Below are 24,826 nucleotides of genomic sequence, written 5' to 3'. Positions count from 1 at the left end.
CCCGTCAAATACACATCCGACAGTTGTTATTCGAAGAAAGAAGTGCCCCGTTGAACGACGAAGACCTCCCTCCCCTGATCGAAACGCCCCCCGGTCGCTACCGCCACTACAAGGGCGGCGAGTACGACGTGATCGGCACCGTCCGCCACAGCGAAACGCTGGAGCCGATGACGCTGTACCGCGCCCTCTACGGTGCCCGCGGCCTGTGGGTCCGGCCCGCCGCGATGTTTGAAGAAACCATCGAGATCGAGGGCCGGCCGCAACGCCGGTTCACCCCGATCGACGCTCAGCCGCAGTGAACGTCCTTGACGCGGCCGCGCGCGTCCACGCTGAGGTTGAGCCGACCGGCGTTGAGTTCCATCGTCACTGCCTGGTTGGGCTTGAGCACCCGCACCGTGCCGGCGCCGGCACGTGCGCGCGCGGCGGCTTCGAGCTGAGGCGTCACCTGCTGGGCCACGGCAAAGCGGGCGCCTTCGGCGTTGCACTGAAAGACGGGCTCGGCCGGCGCGGCAGGTGCAGCGGCAGCAGCGCTGCCCGGTGCCGGCGCGGGGGCCGGGGCGGCGCAGGCGGCCAGCAGGGCCACGGTGGCCATCGTCAACAGTAGCGATTGGGTTTTCAAAGTTCTGTGCTCCCGAAAACCCGCGAATATAAACAACTTTAAGCTTTGTGACTCAATGTATCCAAAAGCCATCCAGCGATGGCGCGCGGATACAGCAGGTGCTCCTGGGACAGCACCCGGCCGGCCAGCGTGGCGGCCGTGTCGTCGGGCAGCACCGGCACCACGGCCTGCGCCAGGATCGGCCCGTGGTCGAGCTCGGCCGTGACCTGGTGCACCGTCACCCCGGCCACCTTGCAGCCCGCGTCGATGGCGCGCTGGTGCGTGTGCAGCCCCGGAAACGCCGGCAGCAGCGAGGGGTGGATGTTCACCAGCCGCCCCGCGTAGCGCGCCACGAAGCCCGGCGTCAGGATGCGCATGAAGCCCGCCAGCACGACCAGCGCGGGCGCGTGGGCGTCGACCGCCTCGGCCAGCGCGGCGTCGAAGGCCTCGCGGCTGTCGAAGGCCTGGTGCGGCACCACGGCGGTCGCGATGCCGTGCGACCTGGCCAGCGCCAGCCCGCCGGCCTCCGGCTTGTTGCTGATGACGGCGGCAATGCGCGCGCCGAAGCGCTCGGCCCAGCGGTCGCGCTCGGCGGCGCGCACGATGGCCGCCATGTTCGAGCCGCCGCCGGAGATCAGGATCACGATGTTCTTCATGGGAGGCCGGGATTATCCGTGCCCCGCCGACGCCTCCCGCCGCCCCACGCACCGGCGGGCTTGTCGCGACGCGGACACCGGATCGCAGCACGACCGTGCTAAAACTCGCAATTCCGGAGACACCCCGCGTCTGCGGTGGACCGATCAACACAGCGAGGCACGCATGGATTTGAGCTTCACACCCGAAGAACAGAAGTTCCGCGAAGAAGTTCGCGCATGGGTCAAGGACAACCTCCCCCAGGAGATTTCGCACAAGGTGCACAACGCGCTCGAACTGACGCGCGACGATCTGCAAGGCTGGGCCAAGATTCTTGGCAAGAAGGGCTGGCTGGGTTACGGCTGGCCCAAGGAATTCGGCGGCCCCGGCTGGACCGCCGTGCAGCGCCACCTGTTCGAGGAAGAAACCGCCCTCGCCGGCGCGCCGCGCATCATCCCGTTCGGCCCCGTCATGGTGGCCCCGGTGATCATGGCCTTCGGCAACGCCGAGCAGCAAAAACGCTTCCTGCCCGGCATCGCCAGCGGTGAAGTCTGGTGGAGCCAGGGCTACAGCGAACCCGGCTCGGGTTCCGATCTCGCCTCGGTCAAGACCAAGGCCGAGCGCAAGGGTGACAAATACATCGTCAACGGCCAGAAGACCTGGACCACGCTCGGCCAGCACGGCGACTGGATGTTCAACCTCGTGCGCACCAGCAACGAAGGCAAGCCGCAAACGGGCATCAGCTTCCTGCTGCTCGACATGAAGTCGCCCGGCGTCACCGTGCGCCCGATCAAGCTGATCGACGGCGGTGTCGAGGTGAACGAGGTGTTCTTCGACAACGTCGAAGTGCCCGCCGAAAACCTGATCGGTGAAGAGAACAAGGGCTGGACCTACGCCAAGCACCTGCTCTCGCACGAGCGCACCAACATCGCCGACGTGAACCGCGCCAAGCGCGAACTCGAGCGCTTGAAGCGCATCGCCAAGAGCGAAGGCGTGTACGACGACCTGCGCTTCCGCGACGAGATCGCCAAGCTCGAAGTCGACATCGTCGCCCTCGAGATGATGGTGCTGCGCGTGCTCTCGGCCGCCACCTCGGGCAAGAACTCGCTGGACGTGGCGGGCCTGCTCAAGATCCGCGGCAGCGAGATCCAGCAGCGCTACGCCGAGCTGATGATGCTGGCCGGCGGCCCCTATTCGCTGCCGCTGATCCGCGAAGCCATGGAAGCCGGCTGGCAAGGCAACTTCCCCGGCGGCAACCCGGCGCTGGCACCGCTGGCATCGACCTTCTTCAACATGCGCAAGACCACGATCTACGGCGGCTCGAACGAAGTCCAGCGCAACATCGTGGCGCAAACCGTCCTGGGCTGAGGAGACACCAACATGGATTTCAATTTTTCGGAAGACCAGGACCAGCTGCGCGACGCCGTTCGCAAGTGGGTCGACAAGGGCTATGACTTCGAGCGCCGTCGCGGCATCGAGGCCAAGGGCGGCTTCTCGCGGGAGGCCTGGGACGAACTGGCCGAGCTCGGCCTGGGCGGCCTGTACATCAGCGAAGACGACGGCGGCCTGGGCATGGGCCCGGTGGCCGGCATGGTCGTGATGGAAGAACTGGGCCGCGGCATCGTGCTGGAGCCCTTCGCGCAGACGCTGATCGCCGGCGCCGTGCTCGGCGGCTACGCCGACGCGGCCACCAAGGAAAACTGGCTGCCGCGCATCGCCGGCGGCCAGGCCCTCGTGGTGCTGGCCTACCAGGAGCGCAAGGCGCGCTACCGCCTCGACGTGTGCGACGCCACCGCCGTCAAGTCGGGCAACGGGTATTCGCTGACCGGCGCCAAGAGCGTGGTGCCCGTGGGCGACGAAGCCGATGCCTTCCTCGTGCCCGCCAAGGTCGACGGCAAGATCGCCCTCTTCCTGGTCGAGCGCAGCGCCAGCGGCGTCGAAGCCCGCGGCTACGGCACGCAGGACGGCGGCCGTGCGGCCGAGGTCGTGTTCGACAAGGCCGACGCCACGCTGGTCACGGCCGACGGCCAAGCCGCGCTCGAATACGCAGTGGATGTCGGCATCGCCGCCACCTGCGCCGAAGCGGTCGGCGTGCTCGACAAGACGCTCGACGTCACGATCGACTACATGAACCAGCGCAAGCAGTTCGGCGTGGTCATCTCCAGCTTCCAGGCGCTGCGCCACCGCATCGCCGACATGAAGATGCAGCTGGAGCTGGCACGCTCGATGAGCTACTACGCAACGCTCAAGCTCAACGCCCCGGCCGACGAACGCCGCCAGGCGCTGGCCCGCGCCAAGTACCAGCTGGGCACGTCGATGCGCTACGTGGCCGCGAACTCGGTGCAGCTGCATGGCGGCATCGGCGTGACCGACGAGTACATCGGCAGCCACTACTTCCGCAAGCTCACGCAGCTCGAACTCACCTTCGGCGACACGCTGCACCACCTGGGTGAAGTGTCGGCACGCATGCAGGACACGGCCGGCGTCTTCGCCTGACGGCTGTTTGTCGATAGCATCCAACGCCCGCCCGCCTTGCGCCGGCGGGCGTTTTCACTTGCGGGGCCCGAGCCCCCTGCCAGGAGAGAGACAGACATGCCTTCCCGCCGCACCCTGCTTGCCTCGGCCCTTGCCGGAACCGCCGCCGTCACCTTGCTGACCGCCTGCGCGACCTCCACGCCCTCTTCCACCGAGCGCCCGCCCATCGTCTTCATGCACGGCAACGGCGACTCGGCGGCGCTGTGGCAGACCACGGTCTGGCGCTTCGAATCGAACGGCTGGCCGCGCGAGCGGTTGTTTGCCGTCGACCAGCCGAATCCCCTGGCCCGCGACGACGACGCCGTGGCCCAGCCGGGGCGCAGTTCCACCGCCGAGTCGGCCGCGTTCCTGCGCGCCGAGGTCGAGAAAGTGCTGAAGGCCACGGGCGCGCCCAAGGTCGTGCTCATCGGCAATTCGCGCGGCGGCAACACCATCCGCAACTACGTGCAGAACGGAGGCGGCGCGGCCGTGGTGAGCCATGTCGTGCTCGGCGGCAACCCCGCGCACGGCATCTGGAAGGTGAAGGGCCTGCGCGAAAACAACGAGTTCTCGGGGCTCTCGGCCTTCATGCAGCAGCTCAATGCGCCCAAGGGCCCGAACGGCGACGAGGTCGCGCCCGGCGTGCAGTGGCTCACGCTGCGCTCCGACACCAACGACAAGTACGCCCAGCCCGACGGCCTGTGGATCGGCGCACCCGGTCAGCCGACGAACATCGGCTTCGACGGGCCGGCGCTCAAGGGCGCGACCAACCTCGTGCTGCCGCGCGTGGACCACCGCGAGACCTCGTTCTCTCCCGCTGCCTTCGCAGCGACCTGGCGCTTCCTGACCGGGCAGGCGCCCGCCAGCACGGCGGTGGCGCCGGAATCGAAGGTCGTGCTCGACGGCCGCGCGATCGGTGCGGACAACCTCGCGCTGACCGGCGCGCGTGTCACGGTCTTTGCGGTCGATCCGGCCTCGGGCGCGCGGCGCGGCGAGGCGGCGCACCAGCAGACGGTCGGCGCCGACGGCCGCTGGGGGCCGTTCAGCGCGCAGCCGGCGGCGCGCTACGAGTTCGTGCTCGACGTGCCCGGCCAGGGCACCACGCACATCTACCGCAGCCCGTTCGTGCGCAGCAGCGGCTTCGTCAACCTGCGGCCCGAGCGCCTGGCGTCGGCCGAAAGCGGTGCGGGTGCGGTGGTCGTCTTCACGCGTCCGCGCGGCTACTTCGATGCGCAGCGCGACACGATGCAATTCGACGGCCAGAGCCCGCCCGCCGGCGTGCCAGCCCAGGGCGCGGGACAGTCGACCTCGCGGTTGCGCATCGCGGCCGGCGCGCCGCAGCGCACGGTCAGTGCCGAGTTCAACGGCGAACGCCTCACCGGCCAGAGCTGGCCCGCCGCGCAAGGGCACACGACGGTGCTCGAGCTGACGTACTGAACGGCATGAACGACACGTCCCCCTTTGTCCTGACGGCGCGCGACGCACGCGGCGTGGTCACGCTGACGCTGAACCGCCCCGCCGCCTTCAACGCGCTCTCCGAAGGCATGCTGGGCGCGCTCGAAGAGGCGCTCGGTTCCGTTGCCGCCGATGACACGGTGCGCGCCGTCGTCATCGCTGCAGCAGGCAAGGCCTTCTGCGCGGGCCACGACCTGAAGGAGATGCGCGCCGAACCGTCGCTCGGCTACTACCAGCAGCTGTTCGACCGGTGCGGCGCGATGATGCTGTCGATCCAGCGGCTGCCCGTGCCGGTGATCGCGCGCGTGCATGGCATTGCGACTGCGGCAGGCTGTCAATTGGTCGCGGTCTGCGACCTCGCGGTGGCCGCCAGCGATGCGCGCTTTGCCGTCAGCGGCGTCAACGTGGGGCTGTTCTGTGCCACGCCCGGCGTCACGCTGTCGCGCAACCTCGGGCGCAAGGAAGCCTTCGAGATGCTGGTGACGGGCGAATTCATCAGCGCCGAAGACGCGCGCGAGAAAGGCCTGGTCAACCGGGTCGCGCCGCTCGAAGGGCTCGACGCCGCGGTCGAAGCGCTGGTCGCCAGCATCGTCGCCAAGCCCCGCACGGCGCTCGCGCTGGGCAAGGCGCTGTTCTATCGCCAGCTCGAGACCGGCATCGAGGCCGCGCTGGCCGACGCCAGCCAGACCATGGCCTGCAACATGATGGACGAAAGCGCGCTGGAAGGCGTGCAGGCCTTCATCGAGAAACGGCCGCCGGCCTGGAAGGGTTAAAAAAAAGAGGCTCGAAGCCTCTTTTTTTTAGATGTCGTGCAACCGGGACGACTGCGGCAGGTGCGCCATCAAAAACTCCATCTGGTCCGCCAGGATGCGGCGGTTGCGCAGGATGAAGTCTTCCCACAGGCTGGGCACATACGGCGCATACAGCAGCGGCATGTTCGCCTGCTCAGGCGTGCGGCTGCTCTTGCGGTGGTTGCAGGGCTTGCAGGCCGTGACCACGTTCATCCAGGTGTCGATGCCGCGCTGCGCGAACGGAATGATGTGCTCGCGCGTGAGTTCATCTTCGTGGAAATGGCCGCCGCAGTAGGCGCAGACGTTGCGGTCGCGCGAAAACAGCTTGCTGTTGGTGAGACCCGGACGCTGCGCAAAGGGGTTGATGCGCGGCACGCCCTTGGTGCCGATGATGCTGTTGATCGCAATCTGCGACTGCTCGCCCGTGACCGCGTTATGGCCGCCACGGAACACGGCCACCTGCGCGCCCACTTCCCAGCGAACTTCGTCCGCTGCGTAGTGGATCACCGCCTGTTCCAGCGATATCCATGACTGGGGCAGCCCTTGGGCCGACAGCTTCAAGACCTTCACACACGCCTCCTCGAACGAGAAAACCACGCAGAGACCAGAGACTCGGGGTGCATCGGTGACTCACGCCAACCCACGCACTGCGTCACAATATACCGGCTTTGTGACAAATCGGCCTGATTTGCCCATTCGACGGGCATCAGGCGCTATCAAAAAGATACTCTCCCATGCAGGTTTTCCGCGGCTTCCGACACCCGGGCGTAGCTCCGGCCTGCGCCCTCACGATCGGCAATTTCGACGGCGTCCATCGCGGCCACCAGGCCATGCTGGCGCTGTTGCAGACCGAGGCCCGCCATCGCGGGCTGCCCAGTTGCGTGCTGACCTTCGAGCCGCACCCGCGCGACTATTTCGCCGCCGTCACCAAGAAACCCGACCTGGCCCCGGCCCGCATCGGCACGCTGCGCGACAAGCTGACCGAGCTGGCGTCCTGCGGCGTCGACCAGACCATCGTGCTGCCCTTCGACGGCCGGCTGGCGTCCCAGTCGCCCGAGGCCTTCATCCAGAACGTGCTGATCGACGGCCTGGGCGCGCGCTACGTGCTGGTGGGCGACGACTTCCGCTTCGGTGCCAAGCGCGCCGGCGACTACGCGATGCTCGATGCCGCCGGTGAAGCCCACGGTTTCGACGTCGCCCGCATGAACAGCTACGAGGTGCACGGCCTGCGCGTGTCCAGCTCGGCCGTGCGCGAGGCGCTGGCCGAAGGTCGCATGGCCGACGCCCACACCCTGCTGGGCCGCCCTTACACGATCTCTGGCCACGTGGTCCATGGCCGCAAGCTGGGCCGGGCGCTGGGCGCCTCGTCGCCGGGCAAGGACGACGGTTTTCGCACCCTCAACCTGCGCTTCAAGCACTGGAAACCGGCCGCCAGCGGCATCTTCGCGGTGCTGGTCCATGGCCTGGCCGACCAGCCGCTGCCCGGGGTGGCCAACCTCGGCGTGCGGCCCTCGCTGGACGCCAACGACGTCAACGCCGGGCGCGTGTTGCTCGAGACGCATTGCCTGGAGTGGCCCTCGCATCTGGGGGCCGAAGGGGCCTACGGTAAAATCGTGCGCGTGGAACTCCTGCACAAACTGCACGACGAATTGCGCTACACCAGCCTCGAAGCCCTCACTGCGGGCATCGCGAAGGATGGCCGCGACGCACGCGCGTTCTTCGCATCGACCCACGCCGAGACCCACCGCCAGACCACGCGCGACCGAATTTAGCCCTGCACGCCCCGTGCTGCCGCCCTTCGACAAGCTCAGGGCGAACGGCTATATCTTCCGCACCGACCGCTCAATGCAGTTCGGGCTGAGCCTGTCGAAGCCCCCTCTGTTTCGCCGCACCCAACATGTCTGACGCTGCTTCCCCCAAAGATTACCGTTCCACGCTGAACCTGCCCGACACCCCCTTCCCGATGCGCGGCGACCTGCCCAAGCGCGAACCGGGCTGGGTGAAAGAATGGAACGACGAAGGCCGCTACCACCGCCTGCGCGACGCCCGACACGGCGCGCCCAAGTTCATCCTGCACGACGGCCCGCCGTACGCCAACGGCCAGATCCACATGGGTCACGCGGTGAACAAGATCCTCAAGGACATGATCACCAAGGCGCGCCAGCTCGAAGGCTTCGACGCGCTGTACGTGCCCGGCTGGGACTGCCACGGCCTGCCGATCGAGAACGCCATCGAAAAGCAGTTCGGGCGCAACCTGAGCCGCGACGAGATGCAGGCCAAGAGCCGCGCCTACGCCACCGAGCAGATCGCCCAGCAGATGGTCGACTTCCAGCGCCTGGGCGTGCTGGGCGAATGGGACCACCCCTACAAGACGATGGACTTCGCCAATGAAGCCGGCGAGCTGCGCGCGTTCAAGCGCGTGATCGAGCGCGGCTTCGTGTACCGGGGCCTCAAGCCCGTGTACTGGTGCTTCGACTGCGGCTCGTCGCTGGCCGAGTTCGAGATCGAATACGCCGACAAGAAGAGCCAGACCATCGACGTGGCCTTCAAGGCGCACGAGCGCGAGAAGGTGCTCAAGGCCTTCGAGACCGACCACACGATCCTCGGCGACATCTTTGCCGTGATCTGGACCACCACCGCGTGGACGATCCCCGCCAACCAGGCGATCAACCTCAACCCCGAGCTCGAGTACTCGCTGGTCGACACCGAGCGCGGCCTGCTGATCCTGGCCAACTCGCTGGTCGAGATGTGCATGACGCGCTACGCGCTCGACGGCAAGGTGCTGGCCACGGTCAAGGGTGAGAAGCTCGGCGGCCTCGAATTCGAGCACCCGCTGTACGACGCGGATGCGGGCTACCAGCGCCTGTCGCCCGTGTACCTGGCCGACTACGCCACCGCCACCGACGGCACGGGCTTGGTCCACTCCTCGCCTGCCTACGGCGTGGACGACTTCAACTCCTGCATCGCCCACGGCGTGGCGTACGACGACATCCTGAACCCGGTGCAGGGCAACGGCAGCTACGCGCCCGACTTCCCGTTGTTCGGCGGCCAGAACATCTGGAAGGCCGTGCCGGTGATCATCGCCGCACTGCGCGACGCCAACCGCCTGCTGACCACCGAGACCATCACCCACAGCTACCCGCACTGCTGGCGCCACAAGACGCCGGTGATCTACCGCGCGGCCGCGCAGTGGTTCGTGCGCATGGACGAGGGCGAAGGCGTGTTCACCAAGGACAAGGCGCCCAAGACGCTGCGCCAGACCGCGCTCGACGCCATCGAGCAGACCAGCTTCTACCCCGAGAACGGCAAGGCCCGCCTGCACGACATGATCGCCGGCCGGCCCGACTGGTGCATCAGCCGCCAGCGCAGCTGGGGCGTGCCGATCCCGTTTTTCCTGCACAAGGATTCGGGCGAACTGCACCCGCGCACCATGGAAATCCTCGACCAGGCCGCCGACATCGTCGAGAAGGGCGGCATCGAGGCCTGGAGCCGCGTCACCGTCGAAGACATCCTGGGCGCCGAAGACGCACCGAGCTACACCAAGAGCACCGACATCCTCGAGGTGTGGTTCGACTCGGGCTCGACCTTCTCGCACGTGCTGCGCGGCACGCACCCCAACGTGCACCACGAGACCGGCCCCGAAGCCGACCTGTACCTCGAAGGCCACGACCAGCACCGCGGGTGGTTCCACTCGTCGCTGCTGATCGCCTGCATGCTGGAAGACCGCGCACCGTACAAGGGCCTGCTCACGCACGGCTTCACGGTGGATGCCAAGGGCATCAAGATGAGCAAGTCGCTCAAGAACGGCATCGACCCGCAGGAAATCAGCAACAAGCTGGGCTCGGAAATCATCCGCCTGTGGGTGGCTGCGAGCGACTACTCGGGCGACATCGCGGGCGACGACAAGATCCTCGCGCGCGTCGTCGACGCCTACCGCCGCATCCGCAACACGCTGCGCTTCCTGCTTGCGAACACCAGCGACTTCGACATCGCGAAAGACGCGGTGCCGCTCGACCAGCTGTTCGAGATCGACCGCTACGCCATGTCGCGCGCGGCGCAGTTCCAGGCCGAGATCCTTGCGCACTACCAGGTGTACGAGTTCCATCCGGTGGTGGCCAAGCTGCAGATCTACTGCTCGGAAGACCTGGGCGGCTTCTACCTCGACATCCTGAAGGACCGCCTCTACACGACGGCCCCGGGCTCGCTCGCGCGCCGCAGTGCGCAAACGGCCCTGTGGCACATCTCGCAAGCCATGCTGCGCTGGATGGCGCCGTTCCTGAGCTTCACGGCCGAAGAGGCCTGGAAGATCGTGGGCACCGGCAAGGCCGGCGAGTCGATCTTCACGCAGACCTACAGCCAGTTCGCCGCACCCGACGAAGCACTGCTCGCCAAGTGGAGCCGCATCCGCGAGATCCGCGACGGCGTCAACAAGGACATCGAGGCAGTGCGCGCCGAAGGCAAGGTCGGCTCGTCGCTGCAGGCCACCCTGCAGTTGAACGCACCGGCCGACGACCTCGCGCTGCTGGGCTCGCTGGGCGACGACCTGAAGTTCGTGTTCATCGCCTCGGCCGTGGCGCTGGCGGCGGGCGACACGCTGTCGACCGTGGTCACGCCGAGCACCGCGCAGAAATGCGAACGCTGCTGGCACTACCGCGAGGACGTGGGCCACGACCCGGCGCACCCGACCATCTGCGGCCGCTGCACGAGCAACCTGTTCGGCGCGGGTGAATCGCGCAGCGTGGCCTGATGGCGACCGCACGCTCCGCCTCGTCGGCCTCGCGTTCGCGCGGGGCCAGCATCTGGCCCTGGCTCGGGCTGGCGACGATCATCGTGATCATCGACCAGTTCACGAAGACGCTGATCCTGGGCTACTACAAGCTCGGCGACGCGACCTACGTGACGAGCTTCTTCAACGTCGTGCGCGCGCACAACACGGGCGCCGCCTTCTCGTTCCTGGCCGACCACTCGGGCTGGCAGCGCTGGTTCTTCACGGCCATCGGCGTGGCGGCGGCGATCTTCATCGTCTGGATGCTGCGGTCGCACGCGGGCCAGAAGCTCTTCTCGTTCGCGATGGCCTGCATCCTGGGCGGCGCCATCGGCAACGTGGTCGACCGCATGATGCACGGCTACGTCGTCGACTTTTTGAGCTTCCACTGGGGCAACTGGTACTTCCCGGCGTTCAACGCGGCGGACAGCGCCATCACGCTCGGGGCCATCTGCCTGATCGTCGACGAGATCCGGCGAGTGCGCCGGGGCAAGTAAGCCAGTTCTCGACCAAAGGGGCCCACGGGCCCCTTTTTCTTTGGGCCGCACGCTGCGCCGGCGGCCCCGGGGTTCTCCCCACTTCCCCACCCTGTCATCGCGAAGTCATACTGCGCCGGTCCAATGTAATCGATTACATGAACCACACCACGGACCCCGCACGATGAGCATCCAAGCTGTAGCCGCCCAAGCCGGGGTCTCCGTGGCCACGGTTTCGCGCGCCTTCAATTTCCCCGACAAGGTGACGCCGGCCACGCGTGAACTGGTCGAGCGCGTGGCGCGCGAGCTCAACTACCTGCCCAACGCCAGCGCCCGCACCTTGCGCACCCAGCGCAGCCGCACGCTCGGCGTGGTGCTGCCCACGCTGCTGAACCCGACCTTCGCCGAATGCCTGCAGGGCATTGCGCGCGCGGCCGTCGCGGGCGGCTATGCGATCCTGCCGGTCACCACGGGCTACCGGCTCGACGAGGAAGAGCGCGCCGTCCAGCTGCTGCTGGCGGGCAACGTCGACGGGCTGATCCTCGTGGTGTCGAACCCGTCCACGTCGGCCGCGCTGCAGCGCCTGCAGGCCGCCGCCGTGCCCTACGTGCTGGCCTACAACCGGCACGCCGACCACCCTTGTGTGTCGGTCGACAGCGAAGGCGCCGTGGCCGATGCGGTCACGCGCCTCGTGCTGCTGGGCCACCGCCGCATCGCGATGGTCAGCGGCACGCTGGCCGCGTCGGACCGCGCGCAGCAGCGCTACCGCGGCTACCAGCGCGGCATGGCCGAGGCCGGCCTCGCGGCGCCGCCGCTGATCGAAGTGCCGTTCGTCGAGACCGCCGTCGATGCGCTGTGCGCCGAGCTGCGCCCGCGCAGCCGCCCCACCGCGCTGGTCTGCTCGAACGACCTGCTGGCCATCCGCAGCATCCGCGCCGCGCACCTGAGCGGCCTTGCCGTGCCCGACGACCTCAGCGTCGTCGGCTTCGACGGCATCGCGCTCGGCGAAGACCTCACGCCTGCGCTCACCACCATCGCGCAGCCCAACAGCGACATCGGCCGCCACAGCGTCGAGCTGCTGGTGCAGGCGATCGCCGGCGGCCGCGCGCTGCGGGCCGACGCGAGCCTGCTGCTTCCTCATGCCTTCCGAGACGGCGAGTCGTGCGCAAGTGCGCGCGAAGACAACGACGCCGCAGTGTCCTGACCTCACCACCCCTCCCAGGAGTTCTTCCATGTCCCTACGCTTCCACCGACTCGCCCGCCTCGGCGTGCTGGCCGCCGCCCTCGTCGCCGCCAGCGGCGCCATGGCCCAGACCGCCATTTGCTACAACTGCCCGACCGAATGGGCCGACTGGGGCACCCAGCTCAAGGCCATCAAGGCCAAGACGGGCATCACCGTGCCGGCCGACAACAAGAACTCGGGCCAATCGCTCGCACAGCTGGTCGCCGAAAAGGCCAGCCCCGTCGCCGATGTCACCTACCTCGGCGTGACCTTCGCGGTGCAGGCCGCGAAAGACGGCGTGATCGAGCCCTACAAGCCGGCTGCGTGGAAAGACATTCCCGACGGCCTGAAGGACCCCGCAGGCAACTGGTTCACCATCCACTCGGGCACGCTCGGCTTCATGGTCAACGTCGACGCGCTCAAGGGCAAGCCGGTGCCGAAGTCGTGGGCCGACCTGCTCAAGCCCGAATACAAGGGCCTCATCGGTTATCTCGACCCCGCCTCGGCCTTCGTGGGCTACGTGGGCGCCGTGGCCGTGAACCAGGCGCGCGGCGGCACGCTCGACAACTTCAAGCCGGGCATCGACTACTTCAAGGCGCTGCAGAAGAACGAGCCCATCGTGCCCAAGCAGACCTCGTACGCGCGCGTGCTGTCGGGCGAGATCGCGATCCTGCTCGACTACGACTTCAACGCCTACCGCGCCAAGTACAAGGACAAGGCCAACGTCGCCTTCGTCATTCCCAGCGAAGGCACGCTGGCCGTGCCCTACGTGATGAGCCTGGTCGCCAAGGCGCCGCACGCAGCCGACGCGAAGAAGGTGCTCGACTTCACGCTGTCCGACGAAGGCCAGGCGATCTGGGCCAAGGCCTACCTGCGCCCGGTGCGCGCGAGCGCCATGCCCAAGGAGATCGAAGCGCAGTTCCTGCCCGCGAGCGACTACGCGCGTGCAAAAACCGTCGACTACGCCCGCATGGCCGAAGCGCAGCGCGCCTTCTCCGACCAGTACCTGAAGGAAGTGCGCTGACCCGGCGCCGCGCGCGATGACACGCAGCTCCACATCCTCCAACGCCTGGAACCCGCGCTGGCGATTGCTGGCCTGCGTCGCGCCGGCGGCCGTCTTCTTCGCGGCCTTCTGGCTGCTGCCGGTGGTGCGCCTGCTGGCGCTGCCGGCCGACAAGGGCGCCGCCACCTACTTCGCGGTGCTGACCGATGCGCGCTACCTGCAAAGCATGGCCAACACCGTCGCGCTGTCGGTGGCGGTGACGCTGGCCACGCTGGTGCTGGGCGCGGCCGTGGGTATCTACCTCGCGCGCCATGCCTTTCCCGGCAAGCGCATGCTGCTGTCGCTGCTCACGCTGCCGCTGTCGTTCCCGGGCGTGATCATCGGTTTCTTCGTGATCCTGCTCGGCGGGCGCCAGGGCGTGGTGGCCGATCTGAGCGACACGCTGATCGGCGAGCGCATCACCTTCGCCTACGGGCTGCTCGGGCTGTTCCTGGCGTACCTGTATTTCTCGCTGCCGCGCGCCATTGCCACCTATGCCGCGGCGGCCGAGTCGATGAACACGCAGCTCGAAGAAGCGGCGCGTTCGCTCGGTGCCTCGAAGCTGCGCGTGGCGCGCGACGTGTGGATGCCCGAGCTCGCGCCCACCACGCTGGCCTGCGGCGCCATCCTGTTCGCCACCTCGATGGGCGCCTTCGGCACGGCCTTCACGCTGGCCAGCAAGTTCGAGGTGATCCCGATCACCATCTACAACGAGTTCACCAACTACGCCAACTTCGCGCTCGCCGCGTCGCTGTCGATCTCGCTGGGCGTCGTGACCTGGCTGGTGCTCTTCGTGGCACGCCGCTTCGGCGCCAACCCGGTCGCCCGATGATGAAGACACCTTCACAACCCCGCGCCCCGTTCCTGCTCGCCATCACGGTGATCGTGAGCCTCTTCATGATCGCGCCGATGCTGCTGTCGGTGATGGCCGGCCTCGTCAACAACTACAGCGTGGGCCTCAAGAGCGGCCTCACGCTGCGCTGGCTCGGCGAGGTGTGGGAGAACTACGGCGGCACCGTCGGCTGGTCGCTCGCGCTGGCCGTGGCCTGCGTCGTGTGCACCGTGCTGCTCGGCGTGCCCTGCGCCTATGCGCTGGCACGCAGCCGCTCGCGTGCGGCGCGCATCTTCGAAGAGCTGCTGACCTTGCCGGTCGCGGTGCCGGGGCTGGCGACGGCGCTCGCGCTCATCCTCGCCTACGGCCAGCTCACGGCTTTCCGCACCAGCTTCGCCTTCATCCTCGTGGGCCACATCGTCTTCACGCTGCCCTTCATGGTGCGCACCGTGAGCTCCGCCTTCCAGCGCGACGACCTGCTCGCGCTCGAAGAGGCCGCACGCTCGCTGGGCGCGAACTTCCGCCAGCGCTTCATGGGCATCCTGGTGCCTGCTGTGTTCCCCGCCATCGTGGCCGGCAGCCTGATGGTGTTCACGCTCTCGGTGGGCGAGTTCAACCTCACCTGGATGCTGCACACGCCGCTCACGCGCACGCTGCCCGTGGGCCTGGCCGACAGCTACGCCTCGATGCGCATCGAGATCGGATCGGCCTACACGCTGGTCTTCTTCGCCGTGATCCTTCCCGTGCTGTGGGGCCTTCAATATCTCGCCAACCTGATGCAGAAACGCCATGGAACTTGAACGCATCCCCGTCGACATTTCGAACTGCGCGAAGACCTATGCCGACGGCACGCGCGGCCTGCGACCCACGAGCCTCAAGGTCGAGGCCGGCGAGGTGCTCGCGCTGCTCGGCCCCTCCGGCTGCGGCAAGACCACGCTGCTGCGCCTCATCGCCGGGCTCGAGGCGCCCGACAACGGCAGCCGCATCGTCTTCGGCGACCAGGACGTCACGCAGCGCCCGGTCGAGCACCGCGGCGTGGGCATGGTGTTCCAGAGCTACGCGCTCTTTCCGCAGATGACCGTGGCAGCCAACATCGGCTATGGCCTGCGCATCCGCGGCGTGTCGCCCGCGGAAGAGAAACGCGCCGTCGGCGAGCTGGTCGACCTCGTGCGCCTGGGCGGCCTGGAGAACAAGCGTCCCGCCGAACTCTCGGGCGGTCAGCGCCAGCGCGTGGCCCTGGCGCGCGCCGTGGCCGTGCGCCCGCGCGTGCTGTTGCTCGACGAGCCACTGGCCGCGCTCGACGCCAAGCTCAAGGAATCGCTGCGCGACGAACTGGCCGAGCTGTTGCGCCGCCTGCACATCACGGCCATCCACGTCACGCACGACCAGCAGGAAGCGCTGGCCATCGCCGACCGGCTCGCGGTGATGCGCGCCGGGCGCATCGTGCAGGTCGGCCGCGGCGAAGACCTGTACCGCGCGCCCGCGCACCCCTTCGTGGCCGAGTTCCTGGGCCGGGTCAATCGGCTGGAGCGCGCCGCCGACGCCATCGCGCAGGGCGTTGTCCGACTCGGAGGGTCGTACCTGCCCTGCCCCGCGCCCTGGCAGCAGCATGCGACGCTGCTGGTGCGACCCGAAGACATCGAGATCGGCGCGCCCCCGCCCGACGACACGCCCGGCTGGGGCCGCGCCATGGTCGAACGCCGCACCTTCCTCGGCGACCGCGTGCAGCTGCACCTGCGCGTGCAGGACCAGCCCGTGCTGGTGGCCGACGTGGGGCGCGACAACCCCTTCGGGCCGGGCGACGCGGTGGGCCTGCGCATCCCCGCCGACCGCCTGATGACCTCGCAGGAAACCAGCGCATGACCACGACAACCGCGAACCCCAACACCTTCCTGGTCCAGCTGACCGACCTGCACATCCGCGAGCCCGGTCGGCTGGCCTATGGCCGCATCGACACGGCGCCGTACCTCGCGCGTGCCGTGCAGTCGGTGCTCGCGTTGCGCCAGCCGCCCGACGCCGTGGTGATCACCGGCGACCTCACCGACTTCGGCCGCGCCGCCGAGTACGAACACCTGGCCGCCCTGCTCGCCCCGCTGGCGATGCCCGTCTACCTGCTGCCCGGCAACCACGACGACCGCGACCAGCTGCGCCGCAGCTTCCCCGGCCACGCCTACCTGGGCACGGGCGCCGACACGCACGGCTTTGTCCAGTATTCGGTGCGCGTCGGCGACCTGCGGCTGCTCACGCTCGACACCTGCGTGCCCGGCGCCAGCCACGGCACGCTGTGCGACAAACGCCTGGCCTGGCTCGAAGCCCAGCTCGACGCCTGCCGCCACGAGCCCGTGGTGGTCGCCATGCACCACCCGCCCTTCGAGACGCTGATCGGCCACATGGACGAGATCGGCCTGCTCGAGGGCGCCGACGCGCTCGAAGCCCTGCTGCGCCGCTACACGAACGTCGAGCGCGTGATCTGTGGCCACCTGCACCGCGCCATCGACGTGCGCTTCGGCGGCACCATCGCCTCGACCTCGCCGGCGCAGGCCCACCAGGTCTGCCTCGACCTGGCGCCCGACGCCGCCTCGGCCTGGACGCTGGAGCCGCCCTCGTTCCGCGTGCATGCCTGGTCGCCGGCCGGGCGCCGGCTCGTCACCCACCTGGCGGCCTCCGGCAGCTTCGAAGGCCCTTATCCTTTCCACGACAACGGAGCCCTGATCGACTGAAGCGTCCACTTGTGGAAAATGGGGCTGAAACGAACCAAAACGAAAACAAGAGAAAGGTCAGACCCCGCCCTCCATGAAGCACCTTCTGAATCTGCTTGCCGCCGTCGCCCTGCTGGTCTGGGGCACGCACCTCGTGCGCACCGGCGTGCTGCGCGTCTTCGGCGCCAACCTGCGCAAGATCCTCGTGCAGAGCATGCGCAACCGCTTCACGGCGGCGCTCTCGGGCATCGGCGTCACGGCGCTCGTGCAGTCGAGCACGGCCACGTCGCTCATGACCTCGTCCTTCGTCGGGCAGGGGCTGGTCACGCTACCGGCCGCGCTGGCGGTGATGCGCGGCGCCGACGTGGGCACGGCGCTGATCTCGGTGCTCTTCTCGGCCGACCTCTCATGGCTCTCGCCGATGTTCATCTTCGTGGGGGTGGTGCTGTTCATCACGCGTTCGGCCACTGTGGCCGGCCGCGTCGGGCGGGTGCTGATCGGGCTGGGGCTGATGCTGCTGGCGCTGCAGCTGGTGGTCGCGGCCACCGAGCCCCTCTTCTCATCGCCGGCTGTGCGCGCGCTGCTCGCGTCCATCACCAGCGACGTGCTGCTGGAGATCACCCTCGGCGCCGCGCTGGCGATCGTGGCGTATTCGAGCCTGGCAGTGGTGCTGCTGGTGGCGGCCATGGCGACGTCGAACGTGGTGCCGCTGGACGTCGCGCTCGGCCTCGTGCTCGGCGCCAACCTCGGCAGCGGCCTGCTCGCGGTGTTGACCACGGCCAAATCGGCGGTGTCGGTGCGGCAGGTGACCGTCGGCAACCTGCTGTTCAAGGCACTCGGCGTGGCGCTGGTCACGCCGTTCGTCGGCCTGTGGATTCGCTACGTGCAGCCCCAGCTGCCCAACCAGACGCACGGCGTGGTGCTGTTCCACCTGGCGTTCAACGTCGTGATCAGCATCGGTTTCATCGGCCTCACGCAATGGGTCGCCAAGCTGGTGACGCGCATGCTGCCCGTGCCGCCACAGCCCGTGGGCACCAGCCGGCCGCACCACCTCGACCCCTCGGCGCTATCGACACCCTCGCTCGCCATTTCGAATGCCGCGCGCGAGGCGCTGCACCAGGCCGACATCGTGGAGACCATGCTCATCGGCACGCTCGACGTGATCCGCAACAACGACCTGCGGCTGGCGCAGGAGCTGCGGCAACTCGACGACACGGTGGACGAGCTGTACTCGGCGATCAAGTACTACATGACGCGCATCTCGCGCGAGGCGCTGGGCGAAGAGGAAAGCCGGCGCTGGACGGACATCATCAGCTTCACGATCAACATGGAGCAGATCGGGGACATCATCGAGCGGGTGATCATCGATATCGAGGACAAGAAGATCAAGCCGCAGCGCAATTTTTCGGCCGCGGGGATGGCGGAGATTGTGGAGCTGCATGGGCGGTTGATTGCCAATCTGCGGTTGAGCATGAGTGTGTTCTTGAATGGGAATGTGCGGGATGCGCAGAAGCTTCTGGAAGAGAAGGCGCGGTTTCGTGATCTGGAGCGGGCTTATGCAACGACTCACCTGGACCGGTTGTCGGATCGGACCACTCTCAGCATCGAGACGAGTTCGCTGCACATCGACTTGATCAGCGATTTGAAGCGGATCAATTCGCACATCTGCTCGATTGCTTATCCGATTCTTGAATCGGCTGGGGCGTTGGCACCTAGCCGGCTTCGTGAGTCTCGGCTTGGGAAGATCGAGGGCTGATCGTTTTTTCTCCCGAGGCCGGGTCTCGCCCCGGCGGGCGACCTACTTTTCTTTGCTTCGCCAAAGAAACGTAGGCAAAAGAAAGGCGACCCTGCTGTCTGCGTCCCTCCGCTTCGCTGCGGGCAACCTGCGGTGCTCACGTTTCGCGGGGTCTCGCAGAACTCGCTCCACTGCGTTGCGCTCAAACAGCTGCGAGCCCTGATCCGCGAAACGCTGCGCTCCTCGGCGCATACAGAAGGGGTTGGGATACCTCACGGGCCATCGCTGCGCTCGGCCAGTGGGCCGCAGCAGGCGCTTCGCGCCTGCTGCGGCGGGGGTTGGTAGGGGCGATTGATGGCCTCGACATGGGCGTTATCGCTGTCACCTGCACATGCACGAGCACGAGCACGAGCACGAGCACGAGCACGAGCACGAGCAAAGCCGTTGCATCCGGCTGTTGGAAGTTCCCGGGCCGAGCGAAGCGATGGCCCGCCCGGTATCGAAGCCCCTCTGGCTGCGCCGAGGAGCGCAGCGTTTTGCGGATCAGGGCTCGCAGCTGTTTGAGCGAAGCGAGTTCTGCGAGACCCCGCGAAACGCGAGCACCGCAGGTTGCCCGCAGCGAAGCGGAGGGTCGCAGACAGTGGGGTCGCCTTTTCTTTGCTTACTTTCTTTTGGCGAAGCAAAAGAAAGTAAGTCGCCCGCCGGGGCGAGTCCCGGCCTCGGAAAAAAACTACTCAGCAGCTCTCAACCCAGCAGCAGCAGCGACAGCAGCCCGCCGCGCATACCGCTGAGCCAGCACCGCACACACCATCAGCTGCATCTGGTGAAACAGCATCAACGGCAAAACGATGGCCCCCACAGCGTGCGAAGCAAACAGCACCTTCGCCATCGGAATCCCACTCGCCAGGCTCTTCTTAGAGCCGCAAAAGACGATGGTGATCTCGTCTTCGATGTTGAAGCCAAAGCGCCGCGCCATGAACGTCGTGAGCCCCAGCGCCAACGCCAGCAACACCCCACAAACCAACAGCAGCCCCAACAACGCACTCACAGGAATCTGCTTCCAAAGCCCTTCGATCACAGCCGCGCTGAACGCCGTATAGACCACCAAAAGAATCGACCCCTGGTCCACAAACTTCAGCACCGCAGCCCGCTTCTGAATCCACTTCCCGATCAACGGACGCGACAGGTGCCCGATCACGAACGGCACCAACAGCTGCAACAGAATCCGCCCGATCGCATCGAGCGACGAAGACGACGCCACCGCGCCGCCTTCAGGCAACACCACCAGGCTCACCAGCACCGGCGTGATGAACACGCCCAGCAGCGTCGAGGCCGAAGCGCTGCAGATCGCAGCCGGCATGTTCCCCCGCGCCATCGCCGTGAACGCAATCGCCGACTGCACCGTCGCAGGCAGCACGCACAGGAACAGCACGCCCGTGTACAGCTGCGGCGTCACCAGCGGCCCCAGCACGGGCCGCAGCGCGAGCCCCAGCAACGGGAACAGGATGAACGTGCAGGCGAACACCAGCAGGTGCAGCCGCCAATGCGTGATGCCCGCAAGGATCGCCTCGCGCGACAGCTTGGCGCCGTGCAGAAAGAACAGCAACCCGATCGCGACCGTGGTCAGGCCTTCGAAGAAATGCGCCACGCGGCCGCTTGCGGGCAGCAGGCTGGCCAGGGTGACGACCGCGACGAGCGTGAGCGTGAAGTTGTCAGGAAGAAAGCGTGAACGTGCCATGGCCTGCATTGGACCTTTCGCCCATTCAAAAGAGAAATGGATTTATCGGATGGATATATGATTTGAGCGCATGAACGTCACGCTGCGCCAACTCCGCGTCTTCCGCTCGGTGGCCGAGGGCCGCAACTTCAGCCGCGCCGGCGACCAGGTGGGCCTGAGCCAGCCGGCGGTGAGCCGGTCGATCTCGGAACTCGAAGCCCAGCTCGGCCTCAAGCTGCTCGACCGCACCACGCGCGAGGTGGTGCTGACCGAGGCCGGCCAGTCGTTCGCGGCCCGGCTCGACCGCGTGCTCGACGAACTCGACCAGACGCTGCAGGACGTGGCGGGCCTGGCCAGCGCGCGCGGCGGCAAGGTGCGCGTGGCGAGCAGCCCCACGCTGTCGGCCAACCTCATGCCCGACTGCATCGCGGCCTGCGCGGTGCAGGCGCCGGGCATCCAGTTTCTGCTGCTCGACCGCATCCAGCAGGACGTGCTGGACAGCGTGCGCAGCGGCGAGGTCGATTTCGGCGTGGTGATCGAGCCCTCCGAAGCCGACGACCTGCACTGCGAATCGATCCTCGCCGACCCCTTCATGGTGGTCACGCTGCCCGGCCACCGGCTGACGCAAAAAAAGGCCTCGGTGAACTGGTCGGCGCTCGACGGCCAGCCGCTGGTGCTGCTCGATCACGCCTCGGGCAGCCGGCGCCTCATCGACCTGGCGCTGGAGCGGCACGGCGCGCGCTGCGACGTGAAGCAGCAGCTGGGCCATGCGACCACCGTGTTCCGCATGGTCGAGGCCGGCATCGGCATCAGCGTGATGCCAGGGCTGTCGCTGCCGCCCGAGGGGCTGGCGAGTCTGGTGGTGCGTCCGCTGGTGCCGAACGTGCAGCGCGCGATCATGCTGATCCGGCGCCGCAACCGCGAGCTGTCGCCGCTGGCGCAGCGGGTCTGGCGCATGGTGCGCGAGACGGCCGCGCTCAGTGAGGCGCCATCGGCGGCTTCACCAACGACGAAGGCGCGCTGAAAAAGCGCTCCTGCCGCTGGCGCACGCAATAGTCGATCAGGTCCTCGACCTCGGTGGCCTTGTCGAACACCGCGTCGGCGCCGAGCTGCGCGCACTTGCGGCGCGTCTCGGGCGTGGCGTGGTTGCTCAGCACCACGATCTTCTGTTTCGGGTCGCGGTTGCGGCAGGCCTCGAGCACGCTGTAGCCGGTGCCGTCGCCCAGGAACAGATCGACGATGGCCAGGTCCCACAGCGCCGGGTTGTGCGTGAGCCAGCGCGTGCCCTCGGCTTCCGACTCGGCCTGGCCGACCGGATCGATGCGCGCCATCTCGCGCAATGTGCCCGCCAGGCTCGCGCGGAGGGCGGGGTTGTCTTCGACGATGAAGGCGCGGACGGTGGTCATGGCGGGCTCTGCGGAGGGGACGAATGAGGCTACAAATTGCGCCCGCCACAAGTCGAAGGTGTGACACCCCACCGCGCGTAGGACATCACCCGCCGGCCTCTGCGCTGGTTCAGAGCGTGAGGATCGTGCAGCCCGTGGTCTTGCGCGCCTCGAGGTCGCGGTGCGCCTGCTGCACGTCGGCCAGGGCGTAGCGCTGGTCGATCGGGATCTTCACCGCGCCGCTTCGCACCACCGCGAACAGGTCGTCGGCCATGGCCTGCGTGCTCTCGCGCGTGGCGATGTGCGTGAACAGCGTCGGACGCGTCACGTAGAGCGAGCCCTTCGAGGCCAGCAGCCCGAGGTTGATCGGCGGCACCGGGCCCGAGCCGTTGCCGAAGATCGCCAGCAGGCCGAAGGGGCGCAGGCTGTCGACGGAGCCTTCGAAGGTGTCCTTGCCGACCGAGTCGTACACCACCTTCACGCCCTTGCCGCCGGTGATCTCCTTCACGCGCGCCGCGAAGTTCTCGGTGCTGTAGTTGATGGCGTGCGCCGCGCCGTGCGCCAGCGCGAGCTTGCACTTGGCGTCGCTGCCGGCCGTACCGATGAGCTGCAGGCCGAGCGCCTTGGCCCACTGGCAGGCGATGAGGCCGACACCGCCGGCCGCCGCATGGAACAGCACGAAGTCGCCGGGCTGCAGGCCTTCGGCGGGCAGCGTCTTCTTCAGCAGGTACTGCGCGGTGAGGCCCTTGAGCATCATGGCCGCGCCGGTCTCGAAGGAGATGTCGTCGGGCAGCTTGCACACGCACTTGGCGGGCATCACGCGCAGCTCGCAATACGCGCCGGGCGGCTGGCTCGCGTAGGCGGCGCGGTCGCCGGCCTTCAGGTGCGTCACGCCCTCGCCCACCGCCTCGACGATGCCCGAAGCTTCCATGCCCAGTTGCAGCGGCATCTGGAACGGGTACAGGCCGGTGCGCTGGTAGGTGTCGATGAAGTTCAGGCCCACGGCCTTGTGGCGGATGCGGATCTCACCGGGGCCGGGCTCGCCCACCTCGACCTCGACGACCTTCAGTTCCTCGGGACCGCCATGGCGGTCGATACGGACGGCTTTGCTCAACATCGTTGCTGTCTCCACGCAGGGGAAAAAAGAATGGGACGGGCATCGTGCCACGTTTGGCCTTTTCGCGACGGGCCATGGGCACTGCGCGGAGATCGTGCGGCCCGGTAGAGTCGGCGGCCATGTCTTCCGCATCGCACCCCCGCCTCACGCCCCTCACCGCCCTTCTGCTCACCGTGCCGCCGCTGCTGTGGGCCGGCAATGCGGTGGTCGGCCGTCTGGTGCGCGCGCTGGTGTCGCCGCTGACGCTGAACTTCGTGCGCTGGGTGATCGCGTTCGTGCTGCTGCTGCCATTGGCAGCGTGGGTGCTGCGACGGAGCAGCCCGCTGTGGGCGCACTGGAAGCGTTACGCGCTGCTGGGCCTGCTGGGCATCGGCCTGTACAACGCTTTTCAATACCTGGCGCTGCAGACCTCCACGCCGATCAACGTCACGCTGGTGGGCTCGAGCCTGCCGCTGTGGATGCTGGCCGTGGGCACGCTGTGCTTCGGCGCGCGTGCCAGCCGGCGCACGGTGGGTGGCGCGCTGCTGTCGATGCTCGGCGTGCTGCTGGTGCTCAGCCGCGGCGAATGGCAGCAGCTGCTGGCGCTGCGGCTGGTGCCGGGCGACCTGTACATGATCGTGGGCACCATCACCTGGGCCTTCTACAGCTGGCTGCTGGCGCGCACGCACGAACCCGGCGATGTGCGCAACGACTGGGCCGCCTTCCTCATGGCGCAACTGGTGTTCGGCCTCGCATGGTCGGGCGCGCTGGCCGCCGGCGAATGGACGCTGACCGACGCCCACATCGACCTGGGCTGGCCGCTCATTGCGGCGATGCTGTTCATCGGCATCGGCCCCGCCGTGCTGGCCTACCGCTGCTGGGGCACCGGCGTGCAACGCGCGGGGCCGCAGGCAGCGAGCATCTTCATGAACCTCACACCGCTGTTCGCGGCCGTGCTGTCGGCGGCCTTCCTCGGTGAGGCGCCGCACTGGTACCACGGCGCCGCGTTCGTGCTGATCGTCGGCGGGATCGTGGTGTCGTCGCGGCGCTGAACGCGCGCCGCTGCGTCGGTCAGTAAGTGCCCGGGTACGCGCCGCCGTCGGCCAGCACGTTTTGCCCGGTCATGTAGCCGGCCTGCATGCTGCAGAGGAACGCGCAGATCGCGCCGAACTCCGCCGGGTTGCCGAAGCGCTTGGCCGGAATGTTCTTCTTGCGCGCTTCCCACACGGTGTCGAAATCCTGGCCCGACTTCTGCGCGGCGCCAGCCATCGTGCCCTTGAGGCGGTCGGTCTCGAAGGAGCCCGGCAGCAGGTTGTTGATGGTCACGCCCTGCGCCGCCACCGAGGTGCGCGCCACGCCGGCCACGAAGCCCGTGAGGCCGCTGCGCGCGCCGTTCGACAAGCCCAGGATGTCGATCGGCGACTTCACCGAGCTCGACGTGATGTTGACGATGCGACCGAAGCCGCGTTTCGCCATGCCGTCCACCGTGGCCTTGATGAGCTCGATGGGCGTGAGCATGTTGGCGTCGACCGCCTTGATCCACGCCTCGCGGTCCCAGTTGCGGAAGTCGCCGGGCGGCGGGCCGCCGGCGTTGGTGACGACGATGTCGAAGTCGTGGCCCAGCGCGAACACGGCCGCGCGGCCGGCTTCGGTGGTGATGTCGGCCGCCATCTGCTTGACGAACGGACCCGACGGGCCGGCCGCTGCCACCAGCTGCTTGGCTGCAGCATCGAGCGCCTCGGCGCCGCGCGCCACGATCACCACGTTGACGCCTTCGCGCACCAGCGCCTCGGCGCAGCCGTAGCCCAACCCCTTGCTCGCGCCGCACACCAGCGCGGTCTTGCCTGCAATGCCCAGATCCATGTG

Annotated in this window: 24 protein-coding genes; 17 read left to right on the top strand and 7 right to left on the bottom strand. The window is 67.8% G+C overall.

The features are described 5' to 3' along the window. Window positions 1-50: 50 nt before the first annotated feature. Entirely contained in the window at window positions 51-299 is a 249-nt protein-coding gene (locus CY658_RS27240; RefSeq protein WP_101493167.1) for a DUF1653 domain-containing protein, read from the top strand. Here the strand turns inward: CY658_RS27240 and CY658_RS27235 are convergent. Together CY658_RS27235 and purN are read right to left on the bottom strand one after the other, a co-directional pair. Beyond that, the gene (locus CY658_RS27235) at window positions 287-619 is read right to left on the bottom strand and encodes an I78 family peptidase inhibitor (RefSeq protein WP_101493166.1); all 333 of its coding nucleotides are present in this window, start codon (window positions 617-619) and stop codon (window positions 287-289) included. The genes CY658_RS27240 and CY658_RS27235 overlap by 13 nt on opposite strands. A 38-nt stretch (window positions 620-657) precedes the next feature. Then, complete coding sequence (purN, locus tag CY658_RS27230) at window positions 658-1,254, bottom strand: phosphoribosylglycinamide formyltransferase (protein ID WP_101493165.1); 597 nt, start codon at window positions 1,252-1,254, stop codon at window positions 658-660. A 163-nt stretch (window positions 1,255-1,417) separates the two neighbouring features. On the opposite strand from purN, the gene CY658_RS27225 reads away from it, so the two are divergent. The 4 genes from CY658_RS27225 to CY658_RS27210 all read left to right on the top strand — a co-directional run bounded on the left by CY658_RS27225 (window position 1,418) and on the right by CY658_RS27210 (window position 5,973). Beyond that, a complete protein-coding gene (locus tag CY658_RS27225) occupies window positions 1,418-2,599 on the top strand; it encodes an acyl-CoA dehydrogenase family protein (protein WP_062482930.1) in 1,182 nt (393 codons plus the stop codon). 12 nt (window positions 2,600-2,611) lie between these two features. Next, a complete protein-coding gene (locus CY658_RS27220) occupies window positions 2,612-3,727 on the top strand; it encodes an acyl-CoA dehydrogenase family protein (protein ID WP_101493164.1) in 1,116 nt (371 codons plus the stop codon). A 96-nt stretch (window positions 3,728-3,823) separates the two neighbouring features. Next, entirely contained in the window at window positions 3,824-5,182 is a 1,359-nt protein-coding gene (locus CY658_RS27215; protein ID WP_101493163.1) for an alpha/beta fold hydrolase, read from the top strand. A gap of 5 nt (window positions 5,183-5,187) precedes the next feature. After that, window positions 5,188-5,973 (top strand): enoyl-CoA hydratase, encoded by a 786-nt coding sequence (locus CY658_RS27210; RefSeq protein ID WP_101493162.1) that lies wholly within the window; start codon window positions 5,188-5,190, stop codon window positions 5,971-5,973. Window positions 5,974-6,000: 27 nt separating this feature from the next. On the opposite strand, the gene CY658_RS27205 is transcribed toward CY658_RS27210, so the two are convergent. After that, window positions 6,001-6,561: an HNH endonuclease gene (locus CY658_RS27205; RefSeq protein ID WP_099795431.1), complete on the bottom strand. Its 561-nt coding sequence runs from the start codon at window positions 6,559-6,561 to the stop codon at window positions 6,001-6,003. Window positions 6,562-6,725: 164 nt separating this feature from the next. Here CY658_RS27205 and CY658_RS27200 point away from each other — a divergent pair, with 164 nt between their 5' ends. The 10 genes from CY658_RS27200 (at window position 6,726) to CY658_RS27155 (ending at window position 18,783) form a co-directional block, all read left to right on the top strand. Beyond that, window positions 6,726-7,763, top strand: a complete 1,038-nt coding sequence (locus tag CY658_RS27200) for a bifunctional riboflavin kinase/FAD synthetase (protein WP_101493161.1) — start codon at window positions 6,726-6,728, stop codon at window positions 7,761-7,763. Window positions 7,764-7,888: 125 nt separating this feature from the next. Beyond that, entirely contained in the window at window positions 7,889-10,738 is a 2,850-nt protein-coding gene (ileS, locus tag CY658_RS27195; RefSeq protein WP_101493160.1) for an isoleucine--tRNA ligase, read from the top strand. Further along, entirely contained in the window at window positions 10,738-11,253 is a 516-nt protein-coding gene (gene lspA / locus CY658_RS27190) for a signal peptidase II (protein WP_062480914.1), read from the top strand. Before ileS ends, lspA begins: the two co-directional genes overlap by 1 nt. Window positions 11,254-11,416: 163 nt before the next feature. Continuing rightward, a complete protein-coding gene (locus CY658_RS27185) occupies window positions 11,417-12,436 on the top strand; it encodes a LacI family DNA-binding transcriptional regulator (RefSeq protein ID WP_101493159.1) in 1,020 nt (339 codons plus the stop codon). A gap of 28 nt (window positions 12,437-12,464) precedes the next feature. Further along, window positions 12,465-13,478, top strand: a complete 1,014-nt coding sequence (locus CY658_RS27180) for an ABC transporter substrate-binding protein (RefSeq protein WP_101493158.1) — start codon at window positions 12,465-12,467, stop codon at window positions 13,476-13,478. Window positions 13,479-13,494: 16 nt separating this feature from the next. Further along, window positions 13,495-14,328 carry an ABC transporter permease gene (locus CY658_RS27175; protein ID WP_101493157.1) on the top strand — a complete coding sequence of 278 codons (834 nt, stop codon included), beginning with the start codon at window positions 13,495-13,497 and terminating at the stop codon, window positions 14,326-14,328. Next, on the top strand, window positions 14,328-15,128 hold the full coding sequence (locus tag CY658_RS27170) for an ABC transporter permease (RefSeq protein ID WP_099797419.1): 801 nt from the start codon (window positions 14,328-14,330) through the stop codon (window positions 15,126-15,128). The genes CY658_RS27175 and CY658_RS27170 overlap by 1 nt, the downstream gene beginning before the upstream one ends. Further along, window positions 15,118-16,191: an ABC transporter ATP-binding protein gene (locus CY658_RS27165; protein WP_101493156.1), complete on the top strand. Its 1,074-nt coding sequence runs from the start codon at window positions 15,118-15,120 to the stop codon at window positions 16,189-16,191. The genes CY658_RS27170 and CY658_RS27165 overlap by 11 nt, the downstream gene beginning before the upstream one ends. Beyond that, entirely contained in the window at window positions 16,188-17,048 is an 861-nt protein-coding gene (locus tag CY658_RS27160; protein ID WP_101493155.1) for a phosphodiesterase, read from the top strand. Before CY658_RS27165 ends, CY658_RS27160 begins: the two co-directional genes overlap by 4 nt. Window positions 17,049-17,121: 73 nt before the next feature. Continuing rightward, window positions 17,122-18,783: a Na/Pi cotransporter family protein gene (locus CY658_RS27155; protein ID WP_101493154.1), complete on the top strand. Its 1,662-nt coding sequence runs from the start codon at window positions 17,122-17,124 to the stop codon at window positions 18,781-18,783. Window positions 18,784-19,492: 709 nt separating this feature from the next. On the opposite strand, the gene CY658_RS27135 is transcribed toward CY658_RS27155, so the two are convergent. Beyond that, window positions 19,493-20,500, bottom strand: a complete 1,008-nt coding sequence (locus tag CY658_RS27135) for a bile acid:sodium symporter family protein (RefSeq protein WP_101493332.1) — start codon at window positions 20,498-20,500, stop codon at window positions 19,493-19,495. A gap of 70 nt (window positions 20,501-20,570) precedes the next feature. On the opposite strand from CY658_RS27135, the gene CY658_RS27130 reads away from it, so the two are divergent. After that, the gene (locus tag CY658_RS27130; RefSeq protein ID WP_101493152.1) at window positions 20,571-21,503 is read left to right on the top strand and encodes a LysR family transcriptional regulator; all 933 of its coding nucleotides are present in this window, start codon (window positions 20,571-20,573) and stop codon (window positions 21,501-21,503) included. Here CY658_RS27130 and CY658_RS27125 read toward each other — a convergent pair. Both CY658_RS27125 and CY658_RS27120 read right to left on the bottom strand, forming a co-directional pair. Beyond that, window positions 21,457-21,885, bottom strand: coding sequence for a response regulator (locus CY658_RS27125; RefSeq protein WP_101493151.1), 429 nt, complete (start codon window positions 21,883-21,885; stop codon window positions 21,457-21,459). The genes CY658_RS27130 and CY658_RS27125 overlap by 47 nt on opposite strands. Before the next feature lie 109 nt (window positions 21,886-21,994). Then, on the bottom strand, window positions 21,995-22,981 hold the full coding sequence (locus tag CY658_RS27120; protein WP_101493150.1) for a quinone oxidoreductase family protein: 987 nt from the start codon (window positions 22,979-22,981) through the stop codon (window positions 21,995-21,997). Window positions 22,982-23,100: 119 nt separating this feature from the next. Here CY658_RS27120 and CY658_RS27115 point away from each other — a divergent pair, with 119 nt between their 5' ends. Beyond that, window positions 23,101-24,012: a DMT family transporter gene (locus CY658_RS27115; RefSeq protein ID WP_101493149.1), complete on the top strand. Its 912-nt coding sequence runs from the start codon at window positions 23,101-23,103 to the stop codon at window positions 24,010-24,012. A 19-nt stretch (window positions 24,013-24,031) separates the two neighbouring features. On the opposite strand, the gene CY658_RS27110 is transcribed toward CY658_RS27115, so the two are convergent. Continuing rightward, window positions 24,032-24,823, bottom strand: coding sequence for an SDR family oxidoreductase (locus tag CY658_RS27110; protein ID WP_101493148.1), 792 nt, complete (start codon window positions 24,821-24,823; stop codon window positions 24,032-24,034). Window positions 24,824-24,826 lie beyond the last annotated feature (3 nt).

Origin of the sequence: Variovorax sp. RO1 (genome assembly GCF_002849325.1) — a bacterium.
Taxonomy (GTDB): domain Bacteria; phylum Pseudomonadota; class Gammaproteobacteria; order Burkholderiales; family Burkholderiaceae_C; genus Variovorax.
This window is presented reverse-complemented; position numbering and strand designations above follow the sequence as displayed.